General features: G+C 65.0%; 7 protein-coding genes and 2 pseudogenes. 7 read left to right on the top strand and 2 right to left on the bottom strand.

What is annotated here, in order from left to right:
• Window positions 1-155: DUF1513 domain-containing protein (locus tag ACR2J1_RS02860; protein ID WP_434017843.1), on the bottom strand; the 155-nt coding region annotated here is incomplete at its 3' end.
• A 181-nt stretch (window positions 156-336) separates the two neighbouring features.
• Here ACR2J1_RS02860 and ACR2J1_RS02855 point away from each other — a divergent pair.
• The 3 genes from ACR2J1_RS02855 to pbpC all read left to right on the top strand — a co-directional run bounded on the left by ACR2J1_RS02855 (window position 337) and on the right by pbpC (window position 8,811).
• On the top strand, window positions 337-1,257 hold the full coding sequence (locus ACR2J1_RS02855) for a LysR substrate-binding domain-containing protein (protein ID WP_434017841.1): 921 nt from the start codon (window positions 337-339) through the stop codon (window positions 1,255-1,257).
• A 130-nt stretch (window positions 1,258-1,387) separates the two neighbouring features.
• On the top strand, window positions 1,388-6,598 hold the full coding sequence (locus ACR2J1_RS02850; protein WP_434017840.1) for an alpha-2-macroglobulin: 5,211 nt from the start codon (window positions 1,388-1,390) through the stop codon (window positions 6,596-6,598).
• On the top strand, window positions 6,595-8,811 hold the full coding sequence (gene pbpC / locus ACR2J1_RS02845; RefSeq protein WP_434017839.1) for a penicillin-binding protein 1C: 2,217 nt from the start codon (window positions 6,595-6,597) through the stop codon (window positions 8,809-8,811). Before ACR2J1_RS02850 ends, pbpC begins: the two co-directional genes overlap by 4 nt.
• A 9-nt stretch (window positions 8,812-8,820) precedes the next feature.
• On the opposite strand, the pseudogene ACR2J1_RS02840 reads toward pbpC, so the two are convergent.
• Window positions 8,821-9,013, bottom strand: a pseudogene (locus tag ACR2J1_RS02840) (DUF3008 family protein).
• 85 nt (window positions 9,014-9,098) lie between these two features.
• Here ACR2J1_RS02840 and ACR2J1_RS02835 point away from each other — a divergent pair.
• From ACR2J1_RS02835 to ACR2J1_RS02820, 4 genes and pseudogenes are all read left to right on the top strand, one after another.
• On the top strand, window positions 9,099-10,154 hold the full coding sequence (locus ACR2J1_RS02835; protein ID WP_434017838.1) for an ATP-dependent DNA ligase: 1,056 nt from the start codon (window positions 9,099-9,101) through the stop codon (window positions 10,152-10,154).
• Window positions 10,155-10,240: 86 nt separating this feature from the next.
• Window positions 10,241-10,468 carry a hypothetical protein gene (locus ACR2J1_RS02830; RefSeq protein WP_434017837.1) on the top strand — a complete coding sequence of 76 codons (228 nt, stop codon included), beginning with the start codon at window positions 10,241-10,243 and terminating at the stop codon, window positions 10,466-10,468.
• 156 nt (window positions 10,469-10,624) lie between these two features.
• Window positions 10,625-10,843: a hypothetical protein gene (locus ACR2J1_RS02825; protein WP_434017836.1), complete on the top strand. Its 219-nt coding sequence runs from the start codon at window positions 10,625-10,627 to the stop codon at window positions 10,841-10,843.
• A 70-nt stretch (window positions 10,844-10,913) separates the two neighbouring features.
• Window positions 10,914-11,898 (top strand): annotated as a pseudogene (locus ACR2J1_RS02820) (aldo/keto reductase).
• Window position 11,899: the final 1 nt, after the last annotated feature.

Here is an 11,899-nt window from a genome sequence, read left to right as displayed (position 1 = left end):
GCGATGACGAGCGTGCGGCCGTCTCCCAGCAGCGCGACGTCGTGCGGCTCAAGACCGTAAGAGGGAAATTCGCCGATCTGCTTGTAGCCGTCGGTCGCGTCGCGAACGCCGATGATGCCGCGCGCGTTGGCGAAAATAGTGCCCAGGTCAGACAATGCGACAGCCCTCTGGCCGGGACCTTCGGACCGCCGCAAGGTTGAGATGAGGAAGCGCCCCCGCCTTGCGCCGCGAACGCTTGAGGTTTTCGGGCTGGGCGTGCCGAAAACCTTGCCAGAACCCTAGGCGAAATCGTAACATGAGCGTAGTGAACTCTTTTCAGCAGAATAGTTGCATGAAATGCATCTTAAAGAGGTAGACGCCAATCTCCTTGTGACCCTCGATGCACTGCTCGTCGATGCGAGCGTGACGCGGGCGGCGGAGCGGTTGGGGCGCAGCGCGTCCGCGATTAGCCATGCCCTTGCAAAGCTTAGGGAAATCTTCGCCGACGAACTTTTTGTCCGTGCCGGACAGCGCCTCGTTCCCACCGCGAAGGCCCTGGAACTGGCCCCCACCGTTCACGTCATCCTGGCCGGCATGGAAAGCCTGCTCCGGCCGAACAAGCCCTTCGACCCTTCCGAAGCACGCCGCGACTTCGCCATGGCCGCCAGCGAAGCAGGTGAGTTGATGCTGGTGGAGCCACTCCGCCAGCGTTTGCAAGGGCTTGCGCCGAGCGTCCGGGTGGGGTGGATGGCGTCCCATGGCGAGGAGACGCTCGAAGCCCTTCGCCAAGGGCGGTGTCATTTCGTCGTCGACATCGACGATCCGCCAATTGCCGCACCCGACATTCGCGCGCAGAAATTGTTCGACGACGCGCTCGCGACCCTGGTCCGGCCGCGGCATGCCTTTGCCGCGCGCAAGCCAAACCCCGCCGCCTTCGCCGCAGCGAATCACATCGCCGTGGACTCGCTCCCGGCGATCGAGCTCCTCGACGCCGAGTTGGCCAAGCGCAAGCTATCCTGCACGATCGCCGCCAATGTCTCCTCTCTCATGGTCGGGCTCTTGCTCGCGCTCAACAGCGATGCGCTTTTGACGCTGCCGGCCTCGTTGGCGGCGATCCTGGAGAAGCAATTCGGGCTGGTGCGTATTGAACCGCCGCTCGGCAAGGTCGCCTTCGCCGTAAGGCTTCTTTGGCACTCAAGCTACGACCGCGACGAATGTCACCTTTGGGTGCGTGCAGAGCTCGCGAAGCTTGCCCGCGAGATCCAAGGCGCCGCGTGAAAAGCGGACTCCCCTGGCTCGCCGCCTCTTAGCGCCTTCCGGCTGAACCGCGCCCCTAGCGTCTGTCACAGGGCTGGATTACGATGGCGCCGCACCCGCCAGCCCAAGGCGGGACCCCCGGAGGACGTCAATGTACGCATGGTTCCGCGCAGGCCTTGCCGCCGCGCTGTTGCTCCTTGTTGCCATCCCCACCGAAGCCGCCGAAAAGGCCTATGAGAACACCGACCTCGCGGACGCAGCGATCACGCTTGAGGCCACGCTCAAGGATGGAGCGGGGACGGTCACCAAGCCTGTCATCGCGCTGAAGAAAGACGCGGCGGCCCTGCTCAAGGCCAACGATCTCGCCGGCGCCGCCGCTCTCTATATCCAGATCGTGTCGGTCGCGCCGAATGATGCGCAGGCCTGGCGGCGGCTTGCGGATATCTGGCTCACAATCCCTGTCACCGACCAGGACGATGGCAGCGCGCGCTTCGAACGCGCGCGCAGCGCCGCCTATATCGCTTACGAGCGCTCCCCAAACCCCAAGGACGAGGCGGCGTCTCTCATCACGCTCGCCAATGCGTTCGGCAAGGCCAACGATTGGCGCCCCGCCCTCAATGCGCTCAAGGTTGCGGTCTCGCTCAACGGGGCGCCCGACCTCAAGCTCACCTACGAGCAACTGCGCGAGAAATACGGCTTCCGCGTTTCCAATTTCAGCGTGGACAATGATGCCTCCAGCCCGCGCGCGTGCTTCCAGTTCTCCGAACCTCTGCCGAAACGCGCAGACTTCGCGCCTTTCGTCGCCGTCGCCGGGCAAGACAAGCCGGCGCTCTCCATCGACGACCAACAGCTTTGCGTCGAGGGGCTGAAGCATGGCGAGAACTACGCGGTCACGCTGCGCGCCGGCCTTCCCTCCACGGTGGGCGAGGACCTGCTGAAGGACGCGGCGTTCAATATCTATGTGCGCGATCGCTCACCCTCGGTGCGACTCGCGGGCAAAGCCTATGTGCTGCCCAAGACCGGTCAGCAGGGCATCCCGCTCATCAGTGTCAACACCGACAAGGTGAAGGTGACGGTGTATCGCATCGGCGACCGCAACCTGCTTGACAACGTGCTCGGCTACGAGTTCGAGCGCAATCTCCAGGGCTATAGTCTCGAGGAGATCGCCGACCAGAAGGGGCAGAAGGTCTGGACGGGCGAGCTCGCCGTCGAGCGAAAACTTAACGCCGAGATCACCACCGCCTTCCCGATCACCGAGGTGCTGCCCGATCTTCAGCCCGGCGTCTATCTGCTCGCCGCGCAGGCGGGCCAAGGCGGCACTGACGACTATAGCGAGCGTACGACGCAATGGTTCGTGGTCTCCGATCTCGGGCTCACGGCCATGTCCGGCGCCGGCGGTATCCACGCCTCCGTCAATTCGCTTGCGACGACTGACGCTGTCGAGGGCGTCGAAGTCCGCCTGATCGCGCGCAACAACGACGTGCTCGGCGTCAAGAAAACGGACGCCAACGGCGTCGCCCTTTTCGAGCCTGGGCTCGCGCGCGGCGAAGGCGGCCTCTCGCCCGCGCTCATCACCGCATCCAAGGATGGCAGCGATTACGCGTTCTTGAATCTGAAACAGTCAGCGTTCGATCTCACCGATCGCGGCGTGGCGGGACGCGACGCACCGGCGGGGCTCGATGCCTATGTCTTTACCGAGCGCGGCGTCTACCGCACCGGCGAGACGGTGCATGTAACCACGCTGCTCCGCAACGCTCAGGCCGTCGCCGTCCCCGATGTCGATCTCACGCTCGTGGTCGAGCGTCCCGACGGCGTCGAGTATCGCCGCAGCGTCGTGCCCGATCAGGGCATTGGCGGCCGCGCGCTCGACGTGCCGATCATCTCGTCCGCTCCCACCGGCACATGGCGTGTTTCCGCCTACAGCGATCCGAAGCAACCTGCCATCGGCACGGTGAGCTTCCTGGTCGAGGACTATGTGCCGGATCGGCTGGAATTCGATCTCAGCACCGAGGCGAAGACCATCTCTCCGTCGGCGCCCGCGGAGATCACGCTCGACGGACGCTTCCTTTATGGCGCGCCAGCCTCGGGGCTTGATCTGGAGGGCGAGGTCAACATCGCCAAGGCGGCGGAACGGCCCGACTATGCGGGCTACATGTTCGGCATCGACGACGACGCCTCGGAAGAGTCCGCCGGCACCGAAAGCATCCCGCTTGAAGAGCTGCCGCAAACCGACGCTGAAGGCAAAGCGACGTTCAGCGTTGCGCTCGACAAGGTCCCCGCATCAAGCCGTCCCCTCGCCGCGACGGTGGTGGTGCGGCTTGCCGAGCCCGGCGGGCGCGCGATCGAGCGCAAGCTTGAGCTGCCGATCGTTCCATCCGCGCCGATGATCGGCGTGAAGCCGCTGTTTAACGGCTCCTCGCTTGCGGACCAGGACATCGCGTCCTTCGACGTGGTGTTCGTCGCGCCGGACGGCAAGCCGTTGGCGAAGCCGGGGCTAAAGTGGCAACTGCTGCGAGTCGACAGCAAATATCAGTGGTACCGCAATGACGGCTATTGGCAGTACGAGCCGATCAAGCTGACCCGCCGCATTGCCGACGGCACAATCGATGTGACGGCGGACAAGCCCGGCCACATTAGCGCCCCTGTCACCTGGGGCCGCTACCGCCTCGAAGTCACGAGCGACGACCCGCAAGGTCCCGAGACCATCGTCAGCTTCGACGCCGGTGTCTATGCGAAGGCATCCGCCGATACGCCGGACCTACTCGAAATCGCGCTCGACAAGCCGGAATACAATCCCGGCGACACCATGACCGTCGCCGTCACCGCTCGAAGCGCGGGCAAAGTGACGCTGTCGGTGATCGGCGACAAGCTCATCACCACCAAGACGGAAGATGTCGAGGTGGGCACCGCCGAAATCTCGCTCACTGTCGGCGAGGATTGGGGCACCGGCGCTTATGTGCTGGCGACGCTCCTGCGTCCACTCGACGTCGCCGAGAAGCGCATGCCCGGGCGCGCCATTGGCGTGCAGTGGTTCAGCGTCGACAAGGCGGCGCATACGATCGGTGTCACCCTGGACCTGCCCGACCTCATCCGCCCGGACACGACCTTGCGCGTGCCAATCAAGCTCGCGGGGCTCGCGTCCAACGAGGATGCACGCATCGTGGTGTCGGCGGTCGATGTCGGCATTCTCAACCTCACCAATTATAAAGTCCCCGCGCCCGACGACTACTATCTCGGGCAGCGCAAGCTTTCGACTGAATTGCGCGACCTCTACGGTCAGCTCATCGACGGCATGCAGGGCACCAAGGGCGAGGTTCGCAGCGGCGGTGACGGCGGCGCGGGGGCGATGCAAGGCAGCCCGCCGACCCAGCTGCCGCTCGCGCTCTATTCCGGCATCGTAAGCGGCGGGCCCGACGGCACCGCCGAGGTCGAGTTCCCGATCCCCGCCTTCACCGGCACGGTTCGCGTCATGGCGGCGGCGTGGAGCAAAGACAAAGTCGGCCACGCCTCAGGCGATGTCGTGGTGCGCGACCCTGTCATCCTTACCGCGACCTTGCCGCGCTTCCTCCTCACCGGCGACAAGGGCACGCTCCGGCTCGATCTCGACAATGTCGAGGGTGCGAGCGGCAGCTATCAGATCGCCGTCAGCAGCGACGGGCCCTTCAGCGTCGAAGACGGCGACAAGCCCCTGACGCTCGACGCCAAGAAGCGGGCGGGCGTGAGCCTGCCGGTTTCCGCGCTCGGCGTCGGCTCCGGCACGGTGACGGTCGCCGTCAGCGGTCCCGAAGGGTTCGCGCTCGAACGGCAATTCCCGCTGACGGTCAAGCCATCGACGCAGATCCTCGCACGGCGCACGGTCAATCCGCTCGAGCCCGGCGCCAGCATCGCCATGTCGACCGATGTCTTCAGCGATCTCGTGCCCGGAACGGGCAAGCTCGCGCTTTCGATCACGCCGTCGGCGGCGCTCGACGTTGCGAGCCTGCTGGCTGCGCTCGACCGCTATCCGCTTGGCTGCACCGAGCAGATCGTCAGCCGCGCGTTGCCGCTCCTCTATGTAAATGAACTCGCGCTCAATGCGCAACTCGCGGTCGATGCCGATGTCGACCAGCGCATCAGGAACTCGATCGAGATTGTGCTTGCCCGCCAAGGTTCGGAGGGCGCCTTCGGTCTGTGGGCGCCGGGCGGCGACGACGCGTGGCTCGACGCCTATGTGACGGACTTTCTCACGCGGGCGCGTGCACGCGGCTTCGCCGTGCCGGATGAGTCCTTCAAGCTCGCGCTGAACCGGTTGCGGAACTATGTGAGCAGCGCGCCGGATGTGAGCACCGATGGCGGCCTCGCGCTCGCTTATGGGCTTTACGTGCTCGCCCGCAACGGCATGGCTCCGGTCGGCGACCTTCGCTATATCGCCGACACCAAGATCGACGATCTCGCCACGGCGACCGCCAAGGCGCAGGTCGGCGCGGCGTTGGCCATGCTCGGCGATCGCGTGCGCTCGGAGAAAGTGTTTGATCGCGCGCTCGGCGCTTTGCCGAAAGATCCGAAGCTCGATATCGGCCGCACGGATTTCGGCTCGCCCTTGCGCGACGCGGCCGTAGTCGTGACGCTCGCGGCGGAAGGCGATGCGGCAAAGCCGGTGCTCGTCAGCGCGACCTCGCGGGTCGACAGCGCGCGTACGCTCGTGACCAATACATCGACACAGGAAGAAGCCTGGCTCGTTCTCGCCGCGCGTGCGGTGGGCACGCAGAACGTTTCGCTGTCGGCCGACGGCGCGGCTCATGAGGGTCCGTTCTACGCAACGTTTAGCGAAGAGGAGCTTAAGGAGAACGGCGTCACGATAGCCAATACCGGGGACACGCCGTTGCAAACCGTCGTGACCATCACGGGCGCGCCGACCTCGCCGGAACCTGCCGCCGAGAGCGGCTTCAAGCTCGAGCGCAGCTTCCACACGCTGAACGGCGAGGACGCGGACCCAACCCAAGCCAGGCAGAACGAGCGCGTCGTGGTCCTGCTGACGGTGACGGAAGCGCAGCCGCAATTCGCGCGCGTTGCGCTGACGGACTACGTGCCTGCCGGCTTCGAGATCGACAATCCGCGGCTCGTGTCCTCGGGAGACACCGGCACGCTCGGATGGATCGAAGGCGGCGCCTCGGCGGCCCATACGGAGTTCCGAGACGATCGCTTCACCGCGGCTTTCGAACGCAGGACCGGCGATCCCACTACCTTTACCGCTGCCTATGTCGTGCGCGCAGTGTCGCCCGGGACCTACGTGCTGCCGCAGGCGAATGTGGAGGACATGTATCGTCCCGATCGCTTCGGCCGCACCGGCACCGGATCCGTCGCGGTGACGCCGGCCAGATGAGCAAAATGAAGAGCTCCTCCTGTCCCCAGCGGGGAGAGGTCGGCACGTCCGGCATGCCGAGAGAGGGGACGCTCCGGCACGCTGCCGAGGCCAATCCCCCTCACCCCGGCCCTCTCCCCACCAGGGAGAGGGAGCGCCAGCAGCGCGGAGGGCGCCTCGCGGCCTATGCCGCTATTGCCACGCTGTGGATCGTGGCCATCGTCGCCGGCGGTGCGGTCGGCCTGTTCCAGGCCTTCGGGCCGCCACCGCTTGGACGCGACCTCGAACTTTCGTCCGTCGTGCTCGACCGCAAGGGCCAACTGCTCCGCGCCTATCTGACGAGCGAAGGACGCTGGCGTTTGCCGGCGACGACGAAAGACGTCGATCCGCGCTTTTTCGAAGTTCTTTTGGCTTACGAGGACAAGCGCTTCTGGCATCATCGCGGTGTCGACCCCTTCGCGATGATGCGCGCGGCGTGGCAGCTCGCCACGCATGGCCGCATCGTCTCCGGCGGCTCGACCCTCTCCATGCAGGTGGCGCGGCTGTTGGAGCCGCGGGCGAAACGCTCGTTCCACGTCAAGGTGCGCGAGGCGGTGCGCGGGCTAGAGCTCGAATGGAAGCTGAGCAAGGAAGAGATCCTCGATCTCTATCTGACGCTTGCGCCCTATGGGGGCAATCTGGAAGGGGTCCGCGCCGCGTCGCTCGCTTATTTCAACAAGGAGCCGCGCCGCCTGACGCTCGGTGAGGCGGCGCTGCTCGTGGCGTTGCCGCAATCGCCGGAGCTGCGCCGCCCCGACCGCTATCAGGAAGCCGCGAGGCGCGCCCGCAACCGCGTGCTGGATCGCATCGCCGGCCACGGACTGTTCACCGCGGCCGAGATCGAGCGCGCGAAGCGCGAGCCCGTGCCCAACGCGCGCAAGTCGCTGCCCATGATCGCGCCGCATGCCGCCGATGAAGCGATGGCGGTAAGCCCGCGGCAGACGCCGCAACGCCTCACCATCGATGCCTCAATCCAGCGGACGCTCGAGGCGCTGGCGCGCGATCGCGTGGCGGTTCTCGGCCCCGACATGTCGGCGGCGCTGATCGTGGTGAACAATGCGACGGGGGAGATCCTCGCCCGCATCGCCTCGCCGGACTATTTCGACGAGCGCCGCGCTGGCCAAGTAGACCTTACCCAGGCGATCCGCTCGCCCGGTTCGGCGCTCAAGCCCTTCATCTACGGCATCGGCTTCGAGGACGGGCTGATCCATCCCGACACGCTGATCGAGGACCGCCCGATCCGCTTCGGCGCCTACGCGCCTGAGAATTTCGATCTGACCTTTCAGGGCACTGTCACGGTCAGGCGCGCGCTGCAACTCTCTCTCAACGTGCCGGCCGTCGCGGTGCTGGAGGAAGTCGGGCCGACGCGCCTGATCACGCGGCTTGCGCAGGCGGGAGCGACGCTTATCCTGCCGAAGACCGAGGCGCCGGGCCTTGCGCTCGGCCTTGGCGGCGTCGGCGTCAGGCTCACCGATCTCACCATGCTCTATGCCGGACTGGCACGGCAGGGCACGGTGGCGCCGCTCAATGAAGGGCTGGGCGCAGTTCAGAAAGCGCCGAAGCGGCTGATCGAGCCAGTCGCGGCCTGGTATGTGGCTAGCAGCCTCCTAGGCACGCCACCGCCGGAAAGTGCCGCGGGCGGACGCATCGCTTTCAAGACCGGCACCAGCTACGGTTATCGCGATGCCTGGGCGGTCGGCTTCGATGGCAAGCACACGATCGGGGTCTGGGTCGGACGTCCTGACGGCGCGCCCGTGACCGGTCTCGCCGGCCGCACGGCTGCCGCACCGATCCTATTCGACGCCTTCGCGCGGCTCGGCATGTCACCGCACCCGCTACCCTCCGCGCCGCGCGGTGTGCTGATTACAAGCACAGCAAAATTGCCGCCGCCGCTTCGACGCTTCGCGTCTCATGGAGCCGCGGGTGAGGCGATGACGCCCCAGGTGCGGATCCTGTTTCCGCCCAATGGCGCCAGTCTTGAGCTTTCAGGCTTGCAAGGCGAGGCTCCCGATCCGATCGCGATCAAGATCGCCGGCGGGACGCCACCGCTGAACATCATGTTGAACGGCATGCCCGCCGGCAGCAGGAGTGGGGCTGGCACGCTCTTCTTCGAGCCCGATGGGCCGGGCTTTGTGCGCGTGACCGTCACCGATGCGACGGGCGCCGCCGACACCGTGCTCGTGCGGCTACAGTAGGCGATGCCGTTACGACCTCTTCTTGGCCACGTGCTCGGGCTTACCCTTGCGCTTGGTCGAAGCCATTTGTCGAGCTCTTTTCGCTCATCGATTTGTACATGCTTTTCGATGCGCCCTTGAGCTCGCCGACCTTGGTGTCGCCACGTTTGGCAGACAGCGCCGCGCCGGCGGCTTTCTGCTGTGAACCTGATTTCGCTGGCATTGTGGGTCTCCACACTGGATCATCCCCCACAGCAACGCGTGAGCCCTAAGCCGCGTTCCTACAGGCATCCGTGTCAGGATCAACCATGCCGTCTCGCGATCCATTCGCCGATCTGCCCGTGCCGCTTGATCTTCAGCCGATGGAGGCGCGGCTCGTCGAGGACCTGCCCGACGATGAGGGTTGGCAGTTCGAGCCGAAATGGGACGGCTTCCGCTGCCTCGCCTTCAAGAGCGATGGCGCGGTCGATCTCCGCGCGAAATCGGGCAAGCCGCTCGCGCGTTACTTCCCGGAGATGGTCGCTTTGCTGAAGACGCTGCCGCAAAAGCGCTTCGTGATCGACGGCGAGCTTGCGATCCCCGACGGCGACACACTTTCCTTCGAGGCCCTACAGGCGCGGCTGCATCCGGCCGAGAGCCGCATCGCGAAGCTCTCCAAGGACACGCCCGCGATCCTGATCCTGTTCGACATGATCGTGACGCCGCGCGGCCGGTCGCTGATCGAGGCGCCGCTGACGGAGCGGCGCAAGGCGCTTGAAGCGTTCGTCTCGGTCGCTCGCGAACCGGCCCTGAAGCTCTCGCCCTATACCGAGGGTCGGGGCGAGGCGGAGGCATGGCTGTCGCGCGCAAGCGGCGCGCTGGACGGCGTCATCGCGAAGCACAGCGACGGCCCCTATATGCCGGGCGAACGCGCGATGCTGAAAGTCAAACCCACGCGAACCGCGGACTGCGTCGTCGGCGGTTTCCGCTACGGCAGCAAAAGCCGCGAGGTGGGGTCGCTGCTGCTCGGCCTCTACGACGACGACGGCCTCCTCGACCATGTCGGCTTCACCGCGACCATCACCGACAGGGAGCGCGCCGCATTCACCAAGCTGCTCGAAGGGATGATCGCGCCGCCTGGTTTCTCCGGCAAGGCGCCCGGCGGTCCGAGCCGTTGGAGCACGGAGCGCTCCGGCGATTGGCAGCCCGTGCAGCCGAAACTCGTGGTCGAGGTGCGTTACGATCAAGTGACCGATAACCGCTTTCGCCACGGCACCAAGCTCGTGCGCTTTCGCCCCGACAAGGCGCCGAAACAATGCACTTTTGAACAAATTGCGCCCATTGGGCCAGCGCCGAAGCTCATTGCCAAATTATTGGGCGCCTGAAAGCCGGAACCAACCGTCTGCCGATAAATTCAGGCTCTAATGGATTCCGAGCTCAGCTTCGGATGGGCGGGACAGATCAGAAGGAGATGTCCAATGACCAAATATGTTTTCGCTGCCGCGTGACGCTCGCCACCGCTTGGCCTGCGTTCGCCGTGCAGGAATATTACGTGGCTCTCGACACGTCGCTCAATCAGTGCCGGGTGATGAGCACCCCGCCGGACGGCTCGACGATGAAGCGGATCGGCGATCAGTCGTACACGACGATGGAAGAAGCCGAGCAGGCGAAAGCACGCCTGCCGGAGTGCAACACGTAAGCCGATCCCAATAGCGCAGAGTGTCGCACGTCTTCGCGCCATGCGGCAACGCTGCGCAGTGCTCCGCCAAACAGGCGCCGGAATGAAATTGCATACTTTGATCCTTGGCGGAGGAATCCCCCAAGGAGGGGCGACAATCCAAGAAGGAGAAGTCGCATGAAGACGTATGTGATCGTAGGTATGCTCCTGGCCGGCATGGCGACGCCGGCGCTTGCAGCCGAGTATTACGTCGCGCAGAATCTGATCTCGCATAAATGCTCGATCGTGACGCACAAGCCCGACGGCAAGTCGATGACCGTGCTCGGTTCCGATGCCTTCCAGACGAAGTCAGCGGACCAGCAGGCCTTGAAGGGCATGACAGGATGCAAGGGCTAAACTAGCCCTACGCCTGACGCGGACCTTTTATGGTTCATCTGGGATAGGCTCTACGCTTTGGAAGCTTGCCATGAAGACGCGCATGCTTGGACGGTCTGGCCTTGAGTCTCGGCGATCGGCCTTGGCTGCATGGGAATGAGCGAGTTTTATGGTGTGATCGACGAGGCCGAGGCCATCGACACCATTCATCGCGCCATCGAGCTCGGCATTACCTTTCTGGATACCGCCGATATTTATGGCTCTGGCCATAATGAAATCCTCGTCGGCCGCGCCATCGCGGGCAAGCGCGATCAGGTCGTGCTCGCCACCAAGTTCGGCAATGTGCGCGGTGAGGATGGCAGCTTTATCGGCATCAACGGCCAGCCTGCCTATGTGCGCGCAGCTTGCGAGGCCTGTTTGAAGCGCCTCCGCGTGGATGTCATCGACCTCTATTATCAGCATCGGGTGGATCCGGACACGCCGATCGAGGACACGGTCGGCGCCATGGCCGAACTCGTTGCGGAAGGCAAGGTGCGCTATCTCGGCCTCTCGGAAGCGGGACCGGAGACTATCCGCCGCGCCGCTGCCGTGCATCCCATCGCCGCGTTGCAGTCGGAATATTCGCTGTGGACCCGCGAGCCCGAGGGGCGAAATTTTCGACACCGTGCGCGCGCTTGGCATTGGCTTCGTGCCCTATAGTCCGCTCGGCCGCGGCTTTCTCACGGGACAAATCACGAAGATCGAGGATCTCGACGAAGACGACTGGCGTCGCAAGGGTCCCCGCTTTCAGGGTGAAAGCTTTCAGCGCAACCTCGATCTGGTCGAACAGGTCAAGGTCATGGCCGAGGACAAAGGCTGCACTCCGGCGCAGCTCGCGCTAGCCTGGGTGCTGGCGCAAGGCAGACATCGTCCCGTTCCCCGGCACCAAGAGACGGCGTTATCTGGAGGAAAATGTCGGGGCGCTGGACGTGCGGCTGACGCAGGAGAACCTCGACCGTCTCGACAGCATCGCACCGATGGGCGCGGCCTCCGGCAGTCGTTATCCCGAGGCCGCCATGAAGGCTCTCAACAGGTAGA

Origin of the sequence: Methyloceanibacter sp. (assembly GCF_050999895.1) — a bacterium.
In the GTDB taxonomy this organism is placed as follows: Bacteria; Pseudomonadota; Alphaproteobacteria; order Rhizobiales; family Methyloligellaceae; genus Methyloceanibacter.
The sequence above is the reverse complement of the archived record's forward strand: the minus strand, read 5'-3'. Positions and strand labels throughout refer to the sequence as shown.

Excerpts from the sequence above, each read along its gene's own strand:
- ACR2J1_RS02855 (WP_434017841.1), top strand. The coding sequence starts at position 337 with ATGCATCTTAAAGAGGTAGACGCCAATCTCCTTGTGACCCTCGATGCA.
- ACR2J1_RS02850 (WP_434017840.1), top strand. The coding sequence starts at position 1,388 with ATGTACGCATGGTTCCGCGCAGGCCTTGCCGCCGCGCTGTTGCTCCTT.
- pbpC (WP_434017839.1), top strand. The coding sequence starts at position 6,595 with ATGAGCAAAATGAAGAGCTCCTCCTGTCCCCAGCGGGGAGAGGTCGGC.
- ACR2J1_RS02835 (WP_434017838.1), top strand. The coding sequence starts at position 9,099 with ATGCCGTCTCGCGATCCATTCGCCGATCTGCCCGTGCCGCTTGATCTT.
- ACR2J1_RS02830 (WP_434017837.1), top strand. The coding sequence starts at position 10,241 with ATGTCCAATGACCAAATATGTTTTCGCTGCCGCGTGACGCTCGCCACC.
- ACR2J1_RS02825 (WP_434017836.1), top strand. The coding sequence starts at position 10,625 with ATGAAGACGTATGTGATCGTAGGTATGCTCCTGGCCGGCATGGCGACG.